Raw genomic sequence first — 18,412 nt, 5'->3', positions numbered from 1 at the left:
TGGTGCAGCACTGGCTCGGGGCCATGGGCTTCCCGCGCCGCTACGCCGACTACCTGCCCGGAGACGGCTTCACCGAGCTGAACCAGATCTCCTCGGTGTCGTCGTTCGTCCTCGGGGCCTCGACGCTCATCTTCTTCTGGAACATGTACATCACCGCGAAGAGGGCGCCGCTGGTCACCGTGGACGACCCGTGGGGTTACGGCTGCTCGCTGGAGTGGGCCACCTCCTGCCCGCCGCCGCGGCACAACTTCACGTCGCTGCCGCGCATCCGCTCGGAGCGTCCCGCGTTCGACCTGAACCACCCGCACGCCGCGGTTCCGGCGGGCACGGACCCCGAGAGGAACTAGGGATCTCGCCATGAAGACGCAGGCCTATCTGTTCATGGGCATCTCGACCTTCTTCGGTCTTGCTGCCGCCCTGTACGTGTACTGGTCCTACCAGGACACCGGCGCCATCGAGTGGACGGGCACCACCGCACTGGTGGTCTCCATCGGCTTCGGCTGGATGATCGGCTTCTGGCTCTGGCAGGCGGCCCGCCGCAGCGAGCGCTTCCACGGGCTCCCCGCGGAGGAGCGGTTGGACGGCGAGATCGCCGAGAACGCCGGGGAGTACGGGTTCTTCAGCCCGCACAGCTGGTGGCCGATGTTCGTCGCGCTGGCCGTCGCGTTCACCGCGGTGGGCGTGGCCATCGGCTGGTGGATGGTGATCACGGGCGCCTTCGCGATCATCCTCACCTCGATCGGCTGGATCTTCGAGTACTACCGCAAGGAGTTCCAGCACTAGGACGCGCCGCCCCGAGCATCGGGCACATACCGTGCCCAAATGCGCACTCCGGGTAGTATGCGACTGTCACCACCCCGGTGGCCGGAAGGCCTCGCACCGCGAGGCCGACCGGCCGCCGGGGTCGTGTTTTCGGTGACCCTGCCGTGACGCGGGGCCTCGTGTCCGGTGCGCGGCGTGTCCGGGACCGGCGGCGTGCGAGGCGCCGTCCCGCGCACCGGGGCCACGTCGCAACCGACGCTGGAGGTCCTTGGCGTGAAGGGACGAGTCTTCCGACCGGCGGTCCGCCGCCTCGTGGCCGCGGTCGCCGCGGTCGTCCTCGTGGCGACGGCCTGCACCACCGCGGGCGGGGACCCGGGAGGTCCCGGCGGGGAGGAGGCGCCCGGCCCCGGGATCACCGTCACCCCCGGGACGGGCGCCGCCCCCGTGGCGCCCAACACGCCGGTGCGCGTGGAGGCCTCCGGCGGGACCATCACGGACGTCCGCGTGGAGCAGGTCGCCGCGGACGCGCTCGCGGAGGCCGGCGGGGCGGGGGAGGCCGGGGCGGAGGGGCAGGAGTTCCCCGGAACCCTGAGCGGGGACGGCACCCGGTGGAAGAGCGACCGGAACCTCACCCCCGGCGCGTCGGTGAGCGTCTACGCCACGGCGGAGGACGCCGGCGGCGAGGAGACCGAGGTCGTCGCGGAGTTCCACACCGAGGGCGTCGACGGGGACTCACGCCTCGGGCTCGTCTCCAACCACCCGCAGAGCGGCCAGACCGTGGGCGTCGGCATGCCCGTCGTCGTCGGCTTCGACGTGCCGGTGGAGAACAAGGTCCAGGTGGAGAACTCCATCGAGGTGACCTCCGAACACCCGGTCGAGGGCGCGTGGAACTGGGTCGACGACGAGACGGCGGTGTTCCGGCCCCGGGAGTACTGGGAACCCCGTCAGAAGGTCTCCGTGGACCTGAGGCTGGCCGGGGTGGAGGCGTCCGAGGGCGTCTACGGGACGGAGGACGACCGTATCGACTTCGAGGTCGGCCGGGAGCTCGTCGCCACGATGCACGTCCCCGACCACGAGCTCGAGGTGGAGATCGACGGCGAGCTCGTGCGCACGATCCCGGTGAGCAACGGCAAGGGCCATGAGCGCTTCAACACCACCACCTCCGGCACGCACGTCACCATGGAGAAGTACGCCGAGCTCGTGATGGACTCCGCGACGGTCGGCATCCCCGAGGGCTCGCCCGGCCACTACCGGCTCGACGTGGACTGGGCCGTGCGCACCTCCGACAGCGGCGAGTTCACCCACGCGGCGCCGTGGAACGGCGGTATCGGCCACGCGAACACCTCCAACGGCTGCACCAACATGTCGGTGCGGGACGCCCGGTGGTTCCACGACCAGGCGCTGATGGGCGACATCCTGGAGACCACCGGCACCGGACGCGAACTGGAGTGGGACAACGGGTGGGGCTTCTGGCAGCGCTCCTGGAAGGAGTGGTTGAAGCACAGCGAGACCGGTGAGCCCCAGGTGACCGACGGCTCGGGCACCCCGGGCAGCGTGCACGGCGAGGGCCTGTAGCGGGCAGGGGGCGCCGCCCGGTTCAGCCGCCCGCACGCCCCGGAGCCGTCAGCAGCGCCTCCAGGCGCTCGGCCGTGCGTTCCCAGGTCCACGTCCGGGCCACCCACTCCCGGCCGCGTGCGCCCATCTGGGCGGCGCGGTCGGGGTCCTTCAGGAGTCCGATGAGGGCCCGGGCCACGGGCCCGGGCCGGGAGCCGTCCACCACCCGGCCCGTCTCGCCCTCCAGGACGGCGTCGGGTGCGCCGCCGGAGTCGCCGGCCACCACCGGCAGCCCGGTGGCGGAGGCCTCCAGGTAGACCATCCCCAGCCCCTCCACGTCCAGGCCGCCCCGGCGGGTGCGGCACGGCATGGCGAACACGTCGCCCGCGTCGTGGTGGGCGGGGAGCTCCGCGGCGGGGACGGGGCCGGTGAAGACCACCGAGTCCATCCCCGCCGCCGCGGAGCGCAGCCGGGGGCCGTAGGGGCCGTCGCCGACGACGAGCAGGGCCGCGTCGGGCACGTCCGCCAGGACGCGGGGCCAGGCGCGGATCAGGGTGTCCTGGCCCTTGCGGGGCACCAGGCGCGACACGCACACCACGACGGGGCGCCCGCCCAGGCCGTGGCGCGCGCGGACCTCCCCGCCCCCCGCCCCGGGGCGGAACCGCTCGACGTCCACCCCCGGGGCCAGGCGGCGCATCCGGTCGGCGGCGGCCGGGGACAGGGCCCGGGAGAGCCTCCTGCGGGTGTAGTCGCCCAGGTAGGTCACGGTGTCGGTGGTGTCTCCGATCCGGCGCAGAGCCGTGCTCGCGCCGGGGACCACCGACCAGCCGGTCTCGTGCCCGTGGGTGAGGGCCACCTGGCGGCGGACCCGGCCGCGCAGGCCGCCCGCGAGCAGGCCCAGGGGCGCGGCGGCCCCGTAGAGCACCGAGTCGCAGTCCTCCAGCGCGGCGATGGCGCGCGCCCGCGCGGCCACCCGGGGCGAGGGGAGCAGCACGCCCGCCGCGTCGCGGACGACGGGGAAGGGCTGGCGCAGGTCGAAGTGCGGGTCCGCGGCGGCGTCGCCGGGGGAGGGGGAGGAGCAGTAGACGACCACGGAGCCCTCGGGCCGGCGCAGGGCCAGTTCGTGGACGAAGGACTCGATGCCGCCGGAGCGCGGCGGGAAGTCGTTGGTGATGATCAGGGTGCGCGACACGGGAGCGAGTCTAGGGCGTCCCGCGCGGTCGCCCGGGGAGAACCCGGCGTTCGCGCCGAACCGGGGCCGGCGGGCGCCGGGCCGCCTCCCTCGGGGGCGGTGGTGCGGGGGCCGTCCCGGGTGCGGCGGACCGGCCTAAGGGGATCTACGCCGTACAGGTGACGGGATAGGGGGCGTCCCCGAGATGAGGGGGGACAGGGATCCGGCCCTGCACGGAAGACGCGGTGGCCGCGACCCCCTGGGAACCAGGATGTCGCGGCCACCGCTGGGCCCCGCCGACCTGCCGCGGGACCCGGGACGCCTGCCGTCGCTACGGGCGCACGGCGGTCACGAATTCGGAGCGGTAGTAGTCGTTCAGGGTCACCGTGCCGATGGGTTTGGTCGAGGTGGACGCGTGCACCATCACGTTGTCGCCCGCGTACATGCCCACGTGCTCCGGGCCGCTGCCGCCCGGGTAGAAGAACAGCAGGTCGCCGGGCTGCTTGTTCTCCCAGGACACCCGCTGTCCCGCGTTCACCTGGGAGTAGGTGGTGCGCGGCAGGCTCACGCCCGCGGCGCCCCAGGCGGCCTGGGTCAGGCCGGAGCAGTCGTACCCGTCGGGGCCGGTGCCGCCCCAGACGTAGGGCATACCGATCTTGGAGTAGGCGAAGTCCAGGGCGGTCCTGGCGTTGCCCGAGGCGGGGCCGGTGTAGCTGCCACCGCCACCGCCGGTGCTGCCGCTGTCCCCTCCGCCGGACCCGCCGACGTTCTCGGTCGCCGCCTCCTGCTCCTCGGCGGTCAGCTGGGAGAGCAGTTCCTCCTGCTCCGCGATGGCCTCCTCGGCCTCCTCGGTGGCGTCCTCGGCCTCCTGGAGGGCTTGGGCCGCCTCCTCCTCGGTCTCGGCCGCGGAGGCCTCCAGGGTCTCCAGGTTCGCGAGCTCCTCGGCGTACCGCGCCAGCTGCCCGTCGTTCTGGCCGGCGAGGTAGGTCAGGTCCGCCTGGTGGGCCAGGGCGTTCTCGGGCCCGGTCGAGGTGACCAGCTCGTTGAAGGAGGTGAAGTCGGGGCTGGAGTAGGCGGCTCCGGCGAGCTTGCGCACGTCCAGGCCCAGCTCCTCCACGTTCTCCTCGGCGGCCTCGATCTCCGCCAGGACCTCCTCGAGCTTCTCCTCTGCGGCCTCGTGGGTCTCCTGGGCCTCGTTGTAGGTCGCGTTGAGCTCGATGAACTCCTCTTCGAGGCGCTCGATCTCCTCGCGGACCTCCTCGGAGGTCGGTTCGGCGTGCGCCACCGCGGCGGGCATGACGAGGGCCCCGAGGGTGAGGGCGGCGAGGACCGCTGTGCGGCGCCTGCGGCCGCCAGGGGATGCAGACACGTTGGGTTACACCTTTCTCCCCTTGTCCCGGGCCGTGCGGGGTTCAGCGGGAGCAAGGGACTGCGCCGGGTGGGGGTTCAAGGGCCGGGGAGCCGGCCCGAACGCTGTGGGGCCCGGTCGGGACACGGCTGTCACCACCTGGGGGCGGTGAAGAGGAGCAACCGCTGTCGGCGATGAACACTAGTGCATCGCGCGGGTTCACCTCAACCTTTTCGTGACGTTCCACCGTGGGGCGTCGGGTGTCCGGAAACCCCTTCCGTGTCCCTTACCCGGGCACGCTCCGCACATGGAGAGGCCGCCCCCGGCGAACCGGGGACGGCCTCTCCGTGCGCGTGGGGCGGGCCCTAGGGGCGGACGCCGAACTCGAACTGTCCGGCCCAGTAGGCGGCCAGGTCCACGACCTCGATGTTGCGGCCGCTGCTCGGCGCGTGCACCATCTGGCCGTTGCCGGCGTAGAGGCCGTTGTGGTTCACACCGGAGAAGAACATGATGTCGCCGGGCTGGAGCGCGCTCATGTCGTTGATCCGGTGGCCGACCTCGGCCTGGGAGAAGGTGGTGCGGGGCAGGTCGACGCCGGCGTTGCGCCAGGACGCCTGGACCAGGCCGGAGCAGTCGTACCCGTTGGGGCCGGTGCCGCCCCAGACGTAGGGCAGGCCGACCTTGGAGTAGGCGAAGTCCAGCGCCGCCCCGGCACTGCCGGACGCGCCGCCGGTGTACGACTGGCCGCCGCTGGAGTCGGCGCCGTCGGCGGAGCGGTCGGCGTCGGGGAACTGGGCGAGGATCTCCTGCTGCTCCTCGATCTTCGCCTCGACGTCGGTCTTGGCCTCGTCGGCCTCCTCCAGGGCGGCCTCGGACTCCTCCAGGGCCTCCTCCGCCTCGTCCTTGAGGCTGAACAGCCGTTCGGAGGACTCGCCGAACTCGTCCAGCTCGGCCTTCTGGGCCTCGGAGAGGTAGTTCAGGTCGGCGTTCTGCTCCAGCAGTGCCTCGGGGCCGTCGGAGGTCAGGATGGTGCTCGTGGAGTCCAGCTCACCGGACTGGTAGGTGGCGCTGGCCAGCTGCTGGACCTTGCCGCGCAGCTCCTCGTAGCGCTCCTCCTCGTCCCCGACCTGCTCCTCGAGCTCCTCGTACAGGGCCTCGGCGACCTCGTGGTCCTCCTTGGCCTGGTTGTAGGTCTCGACGGCGGCCGCGGCCTCTTCGTTGAGCTCCTCGATCCGGTCCTCGACCTCGTCCTGGGTCGGCTCCGCGTAGGCGGTGCCCGGGGCGATGAGGGTACTCGCGACGACAGCGCTGATACCGGTCGTGGCTGCGATGCGGCGGGCTGTACGCCGACCACCGGGGTTCTTCATGGCGGTCCGCTCCTTGAGGTTGGGAAGTCCGCATAGGGGTGCTGGAGGACAGTGTCCGCGCGGAGGCGGGGCGGGTGAGTGTGCGGGTCCCGACCGGAGGGCGCAGATCCTGCCTTCGCTCCGATGGAGCACTCACGTTCGGGAAGAACCTAGCGGACCGCTCTGCTCGTCTCAACCACATCTGTGGGCACAACCCCCGAATCATGGGGGAACCCACCGTTCCCGCGGGGACGTTACGCCTGGAAGGAGCGGTCGGGGGCGGTGTGGCCCGGAACGTGCGGGCTTCTGTCCGCTGTGCGCCTCGCCACGCCCCGGCGGCGGCAGGAGGGGAGGCGCCGCTCCCCCCGGCCGGACCCTCGGAGGACCCGGCCGGGGGCGGAGGGCGGCTCAGCCGTGCGCCTCCAGGCGGCGCAGGAAGATCGCCGAGGGCACCGCGCGCGCACCCGCGCGCCGGACCGCGGACACGATCTCCTTGTCGGAGGTCACCACGGCGATCGGGCGTCCGGGCGGCTCCGCGCGCACCAGCCGCACGATCAGCTCGTCGGCGGTCTCCCCGGGGGCGCTGAAGAGCAGGCGCACCCGCCGGGTGGGGGCCGCCACGGGGGGAGCGTCGATGTCGGCGCCGTCGAACACGCACGTGATCTCGGCCTTGGTCCGGCTGGCCAACCCCTCCAGCGAGGCCATCAGCCGTGTGCGCTGGTCGGCCAGGGGGAGGGTCCCGTACCCGGTCTTGGTCACGTTGTAGCCGTCCACCAGGAGGTGGACCCGGGGCACCGTCAACAGGTGCTCCAGCAGGCCCGGGTCGTCGTCGGGCAGGCCGCCCAGCGACACCCGCCGCTGCTGCTCGGCCTCGGCGACCAGGTCCGCGGGGCTGTCCAGGGCCGCGGGCAGCGCCAGCTCCCTGCGCAGCCCGTGCGCGGATTCGACCAGCACGTCCAGCAGCACCCGGAGCCGGGCCTCGTCCGCGTTGCGTCCGGCGCGCACCGCGCGGCGGGCGTTCTCCACCTGCGCCTCGGCCGAGGCCAGCCGCGACCGCAGCCGCCGGTTCTCCGACTCCAGGGCGTTCATCTGCGTGGCCGACTCCGACTCGCGGTCGGAGGTCTCGGCCAGGACCCGTGCGGCCTCCGCCGCGGCGCCCTTGGCCCGCTGCCGCTCCGTGTGCACCTTGCGGCGCAGCTCGGCGATCTCCGTGCGCTGCTCCCTGAGCTGGGAGCGCAGCCGCTCCGTCTCCGACTGGTGCTCGCTCCTGGCCTCGTCCAGCTGGCGGCGCACGGAGTCCAGCGCCTCGGCCGCCTCGTCCACCTCCCTGGCGCCGGCCAGGCGCTCCAGCTCCAGGTGGACGTCCTCGATGATCTCCGGCCAGCCCTTGGGCCGCAGCAGGTACGCGCAGGCCGCCACCGCCACGGGGTCCGCGGCAGGGGGCACCACGCCCGAGTGCAGGCCCTCGGCCAGCTCCGGCCACACCTGCCGCACCCGGGCCGCGACCATGTCGCGGAAGCCGCCGTCGGTCTCCAGCTGGGCGGCGATCTGCGGGCCGGCGAGCCTGGCACGGCGGCGCGGCTCGAACTTGGCGACCCTGCGCAGCAGCGGGGGGAGTTCGCTCGCGCGCATGCCGCCCAGCACGTCGGAACCGTACTCGACGACCCGGGCGCGCACCGGCTCGGGCAGGGGGCGGCGCAGCCGCTCCCCGTCGCTGTCGGCGCCGGGCGTCACGTCGACACTCTCGTCGCGCGGGCCGGTGCCGTCGGAGTCGCCGCCCGCCTCGGGGCGGGCGCTCATGCCTGACCCGTCGGGCTCTCCGCCGAGGAACCGGTGGCCGACCGGTCGGCGTCGGGGCGGGCGATGACCTCGACGCTGTCGGTGGCGCCGCACCAGCGGCACTTCACGCGCTCGACCGTCTCCGAGAGCACGGTCCGCTCCTCGACGCGGCCCTCACCGGCCAGGTCCAGGTGGAGGTAGTCCTGCGAACGGGTCGTCCTGGTCACGTCGAACCGCGTGAGGTTCCCGCATCCGGTGCACCGCCACCGCTCCTTGTCACCCGGCATAGCGATCCCCACGGTTCCTCCTCGTGTCGTGCTCGTCACGGGGCCGCGGACCTTCCGGCCCCGTCCCCCACATCTTTCCATGTCGGGCAGGTCAGACCGTATCCCGACCGTTTTCGGTCGTCACCGCCGACTAGCCTGACCGCGTGGTTCGACAGTCCGCGGCGCCCGCCGGCGTCCAAACGAGCATCAGCGACCTCGGCACGCCCCTGGCCGCGGCGACGTTCGTCGTGCTGGACCTGGAGACCACCGGGACCAGCGCGTCCGCCGCCCGTGTCACGGAGGTCGGCGCGGTCAGGGTGCGCGGGGGAGAGGTCCTCGGCGAGTTCTCCACCCTGGTCGACCCCGGCGTGCCCGTCCCGGCCGCCATCACCCTGCTGACCGGGATCACCCAGTCCATGGTGGCGACCGCGCCCCCCATGGAGGAGGTCCTGCCCCGCGTCCTCGCGTTCCTCGACGAGGAGCCGGACACCGTCCTGGTCGCCCACAACGCCGCCTTCGACACCGGTTTCCTGAAGGCCGCGTGCGAGCGCCACGGGTCGGCCTGGCCCGGGTACCCGGTGGTGGACACCCTGCGCCTGGCCCGGGCGATCCTCCCGCGGAGCGAGACCCGCAACCACAGGCTCGCCACCCTCGCCGCGTTCTTCGGGGTTCCGGTCACCCCCAACCACCGAGCCCTGGACGACGCGCGGGCCACGGTCGGGGTCCTGCACGGGCTGATCGAGCGCCTCGGGCCGATGGGCGTGACCAGCGTGGAGGAGCTGCGCGCCGTCAGCAAGCCCGCCAGCCGGGCGCAGAAGGCCAGGCGGCACCTGGCGGAGGGCCTGCCGGAGGGCCCGGGCGTGTACGTGTTCACCGACGCGCGCGGGGCCGGCCTCTACGTGGGCAAGAGCAACAACCTGCGGCGGCGGGTCCGCTCCTACTTCACCGCGGCGGAGAGCCGCAGGCACATCCGCGAGATGGCCGCGCTGGTCGAGGGCGTCACCCCCATCGAGTGCGCCACCGAACTGGAGGCGTCCGTCCGCGAGCTGCGGATCATCGCCGAGCGCAAGCCCCCCTACAACCGGCGCTCCCGCAACCCCGAGCGCGCCTCGTGGGTCAAGCTCACCACCGACGCCTACCCGCGCCTGTCCGTGGTGCGGGCGGTCAAGGACGACGGGGCCCCCTACATCGGTCCCTACGCCTCGGCCAGGGACGCCGAGCAGGCCAAGGAGGCCCTGCTCCACACGTTCCCGCTGCGGCAGTGCACGCACGCCTTCTCCGAGAGCAGGAGGATCGACCCGTGCGTCCTGGCCCAGCTGGGACGCTGCGGCGCCCCCTGCGACGGCACCGAGGCGCTCGAGGCCTACACCGTCCACGCCGACGCCGCGCGCGAGGCCATGACAGGGGACCCCGCCGCCGTCGTCTCGGCGCACACCTCGCGCATCGCCGAACTCGCCGGAGCCCTGCGCTACGAGGAGGCCGCAGCCCTCCGCGACCGCCTCGCCGCCTTCCTGCGCGGCGCCCGGCGGGCCCAGCGGCTGTCGGCCCTGGCCTCGGTGGCCCAGGTGGTCGCCTCCCGGCGCTCCGCCACGGGCTGGGAGACCTGCGTGGTCCGCCACGGGCGCCTCGCGGCCAGCGCGGTCCTGCGGCCGGGCACCGATCCGACCGCGTTCCTGGCCTCGCTCCTGGCGACCGCCGAGTACGTCCCTCCGGGGTACGGGCCGAGCCCCAGGGCCCTGCCCGCGGAGACCGAGCTCGTCCTGGACTGGCTGACCGACCCCGCGACGAGGCTCGTCGACATCGACGGGGTCTGGACATGCCCGTTGCGGAGCGCGGAGGCGCACACGGAGATGACACACTGGGCGCATGGCCGCGCTTCCGCTCAATGACGACTACCCCGTCCGCCGCGCCCCCGTCGTCGCGTACACGCTGATCGCGGTCAACGTCCTCGTCTACCTGCTGTCCCCCCAGGCCGCCACGGCCGTCTGGTACCCGGTCGACATGGTGGGCCGCTTCTGCGCCATCCAGGACTACTTCATGCGCTGGGGCGCGGTGCCCGCCGAGATCCTCGGACAGGTGGACCGGGTCCCGCACGCGGTGCCCGAGTGCGGGTCGGTGGACGGCAAGTCCGTGTGGTTCTCGGTGCTCAGCTCGATGTTCGTGCACGCCGGCGCCATGCACCTGCTGGGCAACATGGTCTACCTGTTCGTCTTCGGCCCCGTCGTGGAGGACCGCATCGGCCGCGTCCGCTTCCTGCTGCTGTACGCGGTCACCGGGGTGGCGGCGGCCTACGGCTTCTCCCTGGTGGAACCCGGGGGGGAGATGCCCATGGTGGGAGCCTCGGGCGCCATCTCCGGCGTGCTCGGCGCCTACCTCGTCGTGCAGTTCCGCAGCCGGGTCACCACACTGGTGTTCGTGGTGATCCCGATGCGCCTGCCGGGGTGGGCCCTGGTCGGAAGCTACTTCGTGCTTCAGTATCTTCTCTACGTCACCACATCGAACTCCCCCGGCGCCGGGAGCGGAGTCGCCTACGCGGCGCACGTGTACGGGTTCATCGCCGGGGTGATCGCGGGACTGGTGGTCTACCGGCTGCGATGGCGCTCCGGGACGCGGCTCTCCGACGTCTACTAGGGGCGCCCCGCGCGGCCGGGGCCGCCTTCCCGCGGCCAACCGCCCTGGAGGCACAGTGATCACCGCGATCGTCATGATCAAGGCCGACGTCAACCGCATCCCCGAGGTCGCCGAGGCGATCGCGGAGATCGACGGGGTGAGCGAGGTCTACTCGGTCACCGGGGGCGTCGACCTCATCGCCATGGTGCGCGTGCGCCGGCACGAGGACCTGGCGGAGGTGATCCCGGGGCGGGTCAACAAGGTTCCCGGGGTGCTGTCCTCCGACACCCACATCTCCTTCCGCGCCTACTCCAAGCACGACCTGGAGTCCGCCTTCGCGATCGGCTGGTAGGGGCCGGTGGCATCTTCCTGGGACCCCTCGGCGCCCGGTGTGCTCCGGCTCCCCTCGGGGGCGCTGGTCCGCGGCCGGGGCCTGCGCCGCCCGCTCCCGGAGGGCCCCGCGCCCTCCTTCGCCGTGTACCTGCTCGGGCAGGAGCCGCCCCCCGTGCCCTGGGAGGCGCGCTGGGTGAGGTGGAGGGACTTCGGTCTGCCGTCCGACCCGGCCGGCCTGCGCGGCGCCCTGCGGGAGGCGCTGGAGCGGGCCGGGGCCGACAGGGTCGAGGTCGCCTGCTCGGGCGGACGGGGGCGGACCGGCACCGCGCTGGCCTGCCTCGCCGTCATGGACGGGGTGCCCGCCGGGGAGGCGGTGGCCTACGTTCGGGAGCACTACTCGCCGCGCGCGGTGGAGACCCCGTGGCAGCGGCGCTTCGCGCGCCGCTTCGGGTGAGCGGCGGGCCCGCGGCCGGACGCGGGGGCGGGCGCCGGGGATCCCGGCCACCCGCCCCCGCGGCAGGGCGGGGCACGGGGCCCGGCCGCCGCGTCCTCAGGCCGCCTTGGCGTGGCTCTGGCTGATCTCCACCCAGTTCTCCAGGGTGCGCTCGGCCGCTCCGGAGTCGACGGCGGCGGCCGCCCGCGCGTACCCGGCGCCCACGGCGTCCAGCAGCGGCCCCTCCACGCCGTCCACGGCGGCCAGCGCGGCGCCCGCGTTGAGCAGCACCGCGTCGCGCACCGGCCCGGGGCGCCCGGCGACGAGGTCGCGCACCGCCTGGGCGTTGAACTCCACGTCCCCGCCGCGCAGGTCCTCGGCCCCGGACCGGGCGATGCCCAGGTCGGCCGGGTCCAGGGTCTCCCTGCGGGCCGAGCCGTCGCGCACCACCCACACCGTGGACGTGGTCGTCGTGGTCAGCTCGTCCAGGCCGTCGTCGCCCCGGAACACCAGCGCGGAGGAGCCGCGGCGCGCGAACACGCCGGCGATGACCTCGCACATGCGCTCGTCGAAGACGCCGATCGCCGAGGCCGTCGGCTGCGCGGGGTTGGTCAGCGGCCCCAGGAAGTTGAACACCGTCGGCACGGCCAGCTCGCGGCGCGGCTTGGCGGCGAAGCGCAGGGACGGGTGGAACAGGGGCGCGAAGCAGAAGGTGATGCCCGCCTCCTCGGCCACCCGCGCGGTCAGCGCCGGGGGCAGGTCCAGGACCACCCCGAGCCGCTCCAGCACGTCGGCGGTGCCGCAGGAGGAGGACGCGGCCCGGTTGCCGTGCTTGACCACGCGCGCGCCCGCCGCGGAGGCCACGATCGCCGCCATCGTGGAGACGTTCACGGTGTGCGCCCGGTCGCCGCCGGTGCCGACGATGTCCAGGGTCGGCCCGGGCACGCTCACGCGCACGGCGTTGTCGAGCATGCCCTGGGCCAGGCCGGTCACCTCGGACACGCTCTCGCCCTTGGCGCGCAGCGCGATGGCGAACCCGGCGATCTGGGCGTCGGTCGCCGACCCCGACATGATCTCGTTCATCGCCCAGACGGTGTCGGCGCTGCTGAGGGTGACACCGCCGAGCAGGGCGGTGATGAGGTTCGACCAGGTCCGCTCGGTGACGGCGGACGGTTCGGAGGCGGGGGCGGGCGAGGCAGGGGCGTTCATTCTGGTGACTCCACGGTGAGGAACGGGCGTAGGGACCCGGGGAGGCGGCGCACGGCGGAGGGGTTCCGCGTGCGCGGCGCCGGGGCGGCGGCCCGCCTCCGCGCGGCGGCCCTCACGGGCGCCGGCGGACGAGCGGGCGGGCCGCCCTCAGGCCCCCGGGGACGGGGACGGGGCGCGGCCGCGCCATCGCCCGATGTCGGCGCCGTGGTTGAGGGACCCGCCCACCACGAGGCGGCGGCGCATGTCCCGCTCGCCGCTGTCGTCCACCACGCGTCCGCCTCCCACCCGGATCACCCGCTGAGGGCCGCGACCCGCCGGCGCATCAGCTCGGCCAGCGACTCGGCGAGCGCGACGGGGTCGATCGGGTGGCTGACGACCTGCTCGGCCTGCGACCAGGTCGCGAGCCAGCCGTCGTCGCGGCGGCCCACCAGGAGCAGGACCGGCGGGCAGCGGTAGATCTCGTCCTTGATCTGGCGGCACAGGCCCATCCCGCCGACGGGGGAGGCCTCGCCGTCGAGGACGGCCACGTCGATCGCCGCGGCCGGGTCGGTGTCCTCCAGTTTGCGCAGGACGACGGGCGCGGTCGCGCACTCGACGAACTCCACCCGGGGGACGTCCGCCGCGGGGCGGCGGCCGATCGCCAGCCGGACCTGCTCACGGGTGTCGGCGTTGTCGCTGTAGACCAGCACGCGCATCCTGGCACCCGTGTCCGTACCGCTGACCACCATCGCGCAACCGTCCCATCGCGTCTGTCCGCGGCCGCCGCCGTGGGGGGTGCGGCCGAGGCGTTCGTTGGCTGTATGCCTATGACTGTATTGCCTCGTGGCCCCGCTGCCCAGGAGAACCGGCGGGTCCTTCGGGCGGCTGAGACCTTCGACACCACAGGATGCCAGTACCTCGGAGGGGTTCGCCCACCCGCCCCGGGCGCGGCGTTGTCCAACAGTGATCGTTTCGATACCTGGGCGTTGGCCGTGGTGGGTTGGAGTGGTGGGAGGAGGGGTACGAATCGCCTCAGCCGCCCAGGATCGCGCTTTTCGGCCCCCGAGGGCGCGGCGGATGCGGACCCGCGGTGCCCGAGCCGCTACAGTAACGCCCGAGTCACGGCGTGAGGGCCGTGGCGGCGGTCCGAGGCAGGCCATATCGGGACTGAACCGCCTCCTTACGGGGGGTCGAGTACGGACCTCCGCGAGATGCCGTAATAATGCTCCCGTGGCGACAGCAACCGCGAACCCAAAAACAGCACCGACACCAGCACATGGTGCGGCAAAGCGTCCTGACCTGGTGAGCGTTGGCACCATCGTGTGGTTGGCCAACGAGCTCATGTTCTTCGCTGCGCTGTTCGCGATGTACTTCACCATCCGATCGGTGACCAATGGAAACCCCGACCTCGGGGCATGGCCGGCGACCCACCTGAACGTTCCGTGGGCGACGACCATCACCGTGGTCCTCGTGGCTTCGAGCTTCACCGCGCAGGCCGGCGTCTGGGCCGCAGAGCGCGGCGACGTCAAGAAGCTGCGCATGTGGTTCTTCGTGACGTTCTTCATGGGACTGTTCTTCATCCTGGGACAGGCCTACGAGTACTACGAGCTCATCGTCCACGAGGGCCTGACTCTTCAGTCGAACGCCTACGGGTCGATGTTCTACCTGACCACGGGCTTCCACGGACTCCATGTCATCGGTGGGCTGATCGCGTTCCTCATCATGCTGGGACGCACGTACGCCGCGAAGCGCTTCACCCACCAGCAGGCAACCAGCGCGATCGTCGTGTCCTACTACTGGCACTTCGTCGACGTCGTCTGGGTCGCTTTGTTCTTCACCATCTACTTCATCCAGTAACCCGAAACGGGGAAACCGTGAAATGGATTACCGCGCGGCGACGGCATCCCCTTGCGGGGTATGTCGTCGTCATCCTCGCGCTAGCCCTGTTCGGGGTGGGGTATGCCGCCCTGGCACCCACCGCGGACCAGGCCCAGGCGCAGACTCTCGCCGCTGACGTCCCGTCACCGGATGACGTGGACATCGCCGAGGGCAAGACCGTCTTCGACCAGACGTGCGCGAGCTGCCACAACTACGACGGGAGCGGCAGCTACGACGCCGAGGGGAACGTGACCAACGGTCCCGACCTCCGCGACGTCGGCCCCGCGGCCATCGACTTCCAGGTCAGCACCGGGCGCATGCCGTCCATGGACCCGAGCAGCCAGATGCCGCGCAAGCCCATGGCCATGTCCGAACAGGACCTGGCCAACCTGATCGCGTACTACAACGCGGAGATCAGGAACGGCGAGAGCGGCGCCGAGGTGCCCTACGAGGTCCCGGACTCCGAGCCCAACCGCGCGGACTTCGAGGACGAGACGGCGTACGAGGCGGCCGTCGAGGAGTGGGAGTCCGAGTACGACTCCTACATCGAGGGCGCCGAGGACACCGACATGGGCATGAAGCTCTACCTGACCAACTGTGCGCACTGCCACAGCTGGTCCGGTGGCGGCGGCGCCCTCACGGACGGCCGCTGGGCCCCCGAGATCCACGACGCCTCCCCGCGCGAGATCTACGAGGCCATGGTCAGCGGCCCCGGCGCCATGCCGATGTTCAGCGACGGCGCCATCACCCCCGAGGAGAAGCACGAGCTCATCTCCTACGTGAAGACCCTCCAGGCGGAGCCGAACGCCGGCGGCGTCTTCGACCTCCAACGGATCGGCCAGGTCGCCGAGGGCTTCATCGGGTGGGTCGTCGGCCTGGCCCTGATCGTCGCCTGCGCGATCTGGATCACCGCGAAGCAGCGTGCACATGACTGAGAACGACAACAACGACAACAACGAGGCCGGGGCCCACACGCCTGAGCGCGTGGTGGGGACCCCGACGGCCGCCGCGGAGGAACGCGTGGTGACCGAGTCCTCCGCCGGGGCGCCCGAGGAGCACGCCGGCCCCTACCGGGCGTCGGAGACCCACGCGCGCCCGGAGGAGGTCCAGCGCCGCGGCGAGAAGGCCGCGTCCGCCTGGTTCATCATCGCCTTCCTCGGCGGTATCGGCTTCCTCGTCTCCTACTTCCTGTTCCCGCCCAACGCGGCGGGCGAGCCCGCGATCGCCGACCCGCAGATCGGCCAGTACTCGAACATGCTGCTCGGTGGCACGCTCACCGTCGCCATGTTCGGTATCGGCGCGGGCATGACGGTCTGGGCGCGCCAGGTGATGCCCCACTACGAGGTGCACTCGCCCTACGACGACCTGGCGTCCGACGAGAAGGAGAAGGGCTCCTTCAGCGACTTCTTCATGAAGAGCGCCGACGAGAGCGGCTTCACCAAGCGCCCGCTCATGCGGCGCACGCTCATCCTCGCGATGGTCCCCCTGGGCCTGGCCCCGATCGTGCTGCTGCGCGACACCGGCCCGCTGCCCGGGGACAAGCTGAAGCACACCCCGTGGGAACCCGGGATGCGCATGTTCGTCGAGGGGACCCACCGCGAGATCCGCGCGGAGGACCTGGAGAACGACCCGTACGGGATGATCTCCGCCCTTCCCGCGATCGACGACGGGCACCACCCGCACGGCATGAGCCTCACCGACCAGGCGAAATCCGTGATCCTGTTGATCAAGATCCCGGAGAACGACTGGAAGGAGGGCATGACCGAGCCGATCGAGGGGACCGATGAGACGCGTCTGAACTGGACGCACAACGGGATCATCGCCTACTCCAAGATCTGCACCCACGTGGGCTGCCCCGCAGCCCTGTACGAGCGCACGACGCACCGCATCCTGTGCCCGTGCCACCAGTCAACGTTCGACGCTGCGGACGCCGCCAAGGTCGTCTTCGGACCGGCGCACCGCGCTCTGCCGCAGCTTCCCATCAGCGTCGACGATGAGGGCTACCTCATCGCGACCGGCGACTTCACGGAGCCGACCGGTCCGACGTTCTGGGATTATGCGAAGGACTAGTCGATGAGTAAGACCACGCAAGCACCCAAGGCGCTGCGCGGCGTCGGAAACTTCATCGACGACCGCTTCCACCTGGCCAAGACCGGTGAGAAGAACCTCCGCAAGGTCTTCCCTAACCACTGGTCCTTCATGCTGGGCGAGATCGCGCTGTACTCGTTCATCATCCTGCTCGTCACCGGCGTCTTCCTCACGCTCTGGTTCAAGCCGAGCATGCTGGAGGTCGTCTACGACGGCTCCTACGAGCGCCTCCAGGGCGTTCCCATGTCGGAGGCGTACGCCTCCACGCTGTTCATCGACTTCGATGTGCGTGGCGGCTTCCTCGTCCGGCAGATCCACCACTGGGCCGCCCTGATCTTCCTGGCGGCGATCGTGGTGCACATGCTCCGCGTGTTCTTCACCGGTGCGTTCCGCAAGCCGCGCGAGATCAACTGGCTGATCGGCATCGCGATCTTCGCGCTGTCGATCATCGAGGGCCTCTTCGGCTACTCCCTGCCGGACGACCTGCCCTCGGGCATGGGCGTGCGGATCCTCCAGGGCGTGATCCTGGCGCTGCCGCTGGTGGGCACGTACGTGTCGATGTTCCTCTTCGGCGGGGAGTTCCCCGGCGAGGACATCATCACCCGGCTGTACATGCTGCACGTGCTGGCGATCCCGGCGGTGCTCCTGGCCCTGATCGTGGCGCACTTCATGATCCTGTGGCACCAGAAGCACACGCAGTACCCGGGAATCGGGCGCACGGAGAAGACAGTGGTGGGAACGCCCATGTTCCCCGCGTTCGCGGTCAAGGCCGGCGGGTTCTTCTTCTTCACGTTCGCCGTGATCGCGGGTCTGAGCGCGTTCGTGCAGATCAACCCGATCCACCTGTTCGGGCCCTTCACGCCGACGTCCATCACCTCCGGGCTCCAGCCCGACTGGTACATGGGCTTCCTGGAGGGGTCGCTGCGCATCTTCCCGAACACCTTCGACTTCAGCGTCTTCGGTTACGCGGTGCCGATCGCGGTGCTCGTCCCGGGGCTCGGGGTCATGGGCATGCTCTTCGTCCTGCCGGGCGCCTGGCCGTTCGTCGAGCAGTGGATCACCGGGGACAAGCGCGTCCACAACGTGGCCGACCGTCCGCGCAACGCGCCGGTCCGCACCGGGCTGGGCGTCGCGGGCATGACCGCCTACGGCGTGCTCTGGCTCGCCGGGTCCAACGACATCCTGTCGGAGACCTTCTCGATCGACCTGTACCTGACCACGTACATCTTCCGTGTGCTGGTCTTCGTGGGGCCGGTCGTGGCGTTCATCGTCACCAAGCGGATCTGCCTGGGCCTCCAGCGCAGGGACCGCGACACCCTGGAGCACGGCTACGAGAGCGGCACCATCCGGCAGCTCCCCAGCGGTGAGTTCATCGAGGTCCACAAGCGCAACTCCGAGGAGACCACCGAGGTGCTGGAGAGCAAGCCGCTCATCGGCTCCACGGCCCTCGCGGACGACGCGGACGTCGACGACAAGGGGGTGGAGAACCCCGAGTCCCGCAAGGGCATGGGCAAGCTCCGCCGCGCCCTGGCCCACTGGTACACCAAGGACAACGTGTCCATCGACGGTGTCGAGGCGCACAGCGGCCACCACCTCCACCACTCCGCACCGGAGGGTGAGAAGGAGTCCGCGCACTAGGACGCCTCCTGTTCGACG

At 71.8% G+C, this 18,412-nt stretch carries 18 protein-coding genes and 1 pseudogene; 11 read left to right on the top strand and 8 right to left on the bottom strand.

Annotated elements, in window-relative coordinates; translation table 11 throughout:
- From ACFQBR_RS29870 to ACFQBR_RS29860, 3 genes and pseudogenes are all read left to right on the top strand, one after another.
- Positions 1-347, top strand: a pseudogene (locus tag ACFQBR_RS29870) (aa3-type cytochrome oxidase subunit I); the annotation flags it as partial.
- A 10-nt stretch (positions 348-357) separates the two neighbouring features.
- Positions 358-783, top strand: coding sequence for a cytochrome c oxidase subunit 4 (locus tag ACFQBR_RS29865; RefSeq protein WP_330161708.1), 426 nt, complete (start codon positions 358-360; stop codon positions 781-783).
- A gap of 252 nt (positions 784-1,035) precedes the next feature.
- Positions 1,036-2,337, top strand: coding sequence for a L,D-transpeptidase (locus tag ACFQBR_RS29860; RefSeq protein ID WP_344184109.1), 1,302 nt, complete (start codon positions 1,036-1,038; stop codon positions 2,335-2,337).
- Between the two features lie 22 nt (positions 2,338-2,359).
- Here ACFQBR_RS29860 and ACFQBR_RS29855 read toward each other — a convergent pair whose 3' ends face one another.
- The 5 genes from ACFQBR_RS29855 to ACFQBR_RS29835 form a co-directional block, all read right to left on the bottom strand.
- A complete protein-coding gene (locus ACFQBR_RS29855) occupies positions 2,360-3,508 on the bottom strand; it encodes a glycosyltransferase family 4 protein (RefSeq protein ID WP_267948874.1) in 1,149 nt (382 codons plus the stop codon).
- 310 nt (positions 3,509-3,818) lie between these two features.
- Positions 3,819-4,856: a C40 family peptidase gene (locus ACFQBR_RS29850; RefSeq protein WP_378554914.1), complete on the bottom strand. Its 1,038-nt coding sequence runs from the start codon at positions 4,854-4,856 to the stop codon at positions 3,819-3,821.
- A gap of 344 nt (positions 4,857-5,200) precedes the next feature.
- The gene (locus tag ACFQBR_RS29845; protein WP_267948876.1) at positions 5,201-6,202 is read right to left on the bottom strand and encodes a C40 family peptidase; all 1,002 of its coding nucleotides are present in this window, start codon (positions 6,200-6,202) and stop codon (positions 5,201-5,203) included.
- Positions 6,203-6,589: 387 nt separating this feature from the next.
- On the bottom strand, positions 6,590-7,981 hold the full coding sequence (locus tag ACFQBR_RS29840) for an NYN domain-containing protein (RefSeq protein WP_267948877.1): 1,392 nt from the start codon (positions 7,979-7,981) through the stop codon (positions 6,590-6,592).
- Complete coding sequence (locus ACFQBR_RS29835; protein ID WP_267948878.1) at positions 7,978-8,259, bottom strand: hypothetical protein; 282 nt, start codon at positions 8,257-8,259, stop codon at positions 7,978-7,980. The genes ACFQBR_RS29840 and ACFQBR_RS29835 overlap by 4 nt, the downstream gene beginning before the upstream one ends.
- Before the next feature lie 131 nt (positions 8,260-8,390).
- Here ACFQBR_RS29835 and ACFQBR_RS29830 point away from each other — a divergent pair, with 131 nt between their 5' ends.
- The 4 genes from ACFQBR_RS29830 to ACFQBR_RS29815 are packed head-to-tail and all read left to right on the top strand — an operon-like array spanning position 8,391 to position 11,623.
- A complete protein-coding gene (locus ACFQBR_RS29830) occupies positions 8,391-10,115 on the top strand; it encodes a DEDD exonuclease domain-containing protein (RefSeq protein WP_267948879.1) in 1,725 nt (574 codons plus the stop codon).
- Positions 10,093-10,857, top strand: a complete 765-nt coding sequence (locus ACFQBR_RS29825; protein ID WP_267948880.1) for a rhomboid family intramembrane serine protease — start codon at positions 10,093-10,095, stop codon at positions 10,855-10,857. The genes ACFQBR_RS29830 and ACFQBR_RS29825 overlap by 23 nt, the downstream gene beginning before the upstream one ends.
- Before the next feature lie 55 nt (positions 10,858-10,912).
- Positions 10,913-11,188, top strand: a complete 276-nt coding sequence (locus ACFQBR_RS29820; protein WP_267948881.1) for an Lrp/AsnC family transcriptional regulator — start codon at positions 10,913-10,915, stop codon at positions 11,186-11,188.
- 6 nt (positions 11,189-11,194) lie between these two features.
- On the top strand, positions 11,195-11,623 hold the full coding sequence (locus ACFQBR_RS29815) for a protein-tyrosine phosphatase family protein (protein WP_267948882.1): 429 nt from the start codon (positions 11,195-11,197) through the stop codon (positions 11,621-11,623).
- A gap of 96 nt (positions 11,624-11,719) precedes the next feature.
- Here the strand turns inward: ACFQBR_RS29815 and trpD are convergent, their stop codons facing one another.
- The 3 genes from trpD to ACFQBR_RS29800 form a co-directional block, all read right to left on the bottom strand.
- Complete coding sequence (trpD, locus tag ACFQBR_RS29810; protein ID WP_267948883.1) at positions 11,720-12,811, bottom strand: anthranilate phosphoribosyltransferase; 1,092 nt, start codon at positions 12,809-12,811, stop codon at positions 11,720-11,722.
- Between the two features lie 147 nt (positions 12,812-12,958).
- Positions 12,959-13,081, bottom strand: a complete 123-nt coding sequence (locus ACFQBR_RS29805; protein ID WP_267948884.1) for a hypothetical protein — start codon at positions 13,079-13,081, stop codon at positions 12,959-12,961.
- Positions 13,082-13,101: 20 nt separating this feature from the next.
- On the bottom strand, positions 13,102-13,539 hold the full coding sequence (locus ACFQBR_RS29800) for a hypothetical protein (protein ID WP_267948885.1): 438 nt from the start codon (positions 13,537-13,539) through the stop codon (positions 13,102-13,104).
- A gap of 481 nt (positions 13,540-14,020) precedes the next feature.
- Here ACFQBR_RS29800 and ctaE point away from each other — a divergent pair, with 481 nt between their 5' ends.
- From ctaE to qcrB, 4 genes are read left to right on the top strand one after another with little or no spacing between them, the layout of a single operon-like run.
- Positions 14,021-14,647, top strand: a complete 627-nt coding sequence (gene ctaE, locus ACFQBR_RS29795) for an aa3-type cytochrome oxidase subunit III (protein ID WP_433700465.1) — start codon at positions 14,021-14,023, stop codon at positions 14,645-14,647.
- Positions 14,648-14,664: 17 nt separating this feature from the next.
- Positions 14,665-15,603: a cytochrome bc1 complex diheme cytochrome c subunit gene (qcrC, locus tag ACFQBR_RS29790; protein ID WP_431061492.1), complete on the top strand. Its 939-nt coding sequence runs from the start codon at positions 14,665-14,667 to the stop codon at positions 15,601-15,603.
- Positions 15,596-16,738, top strand: coding sequence for a cytochrome bc1 complex Rieske iron-sulfur subunit (qcrA, locus tag ACFQBR_RS29785; protein ID WP_267948887.1), 1,143 nt, complete (start codon positions 15,596-15,598; stop codon positions 16,736-16,738). Before qcrC ends, qcrA begins: the two co-directional genes overlap by 8 nt.
- A 3-nt stretch (positions 16,739-16,741) precedes the next feature.
- Complete coding sequence (qcrB, locus tag ACFQBR_RS29780) at positions 16,742-18,394, top strand: cytochrome bc1 complex cytochrome b subunit (protein WP_267948888.1); 1,653 nt, start codon at positions 16,742-16,744, stop codon at positions 18,392-18,394.
- Positions 18,395-18,412: the final 18 nt, after the last annotated feature.

Origin of the sequence: Nocardiopsis tropica, assembly GCF_042660575.1 — a bacterium.
GTDB lineage: Bacteria > Actinomycetota > Actinomycetes > Streptosporangiales > Streptosporangiaceae > Nocardiopsis > Nocardiopsis tropica.
The sequence above is the reverse complement of the archived record's forward strand: the minus strand, read 5'-3'. Positions and strand labels throughout refer to the sequence as shown.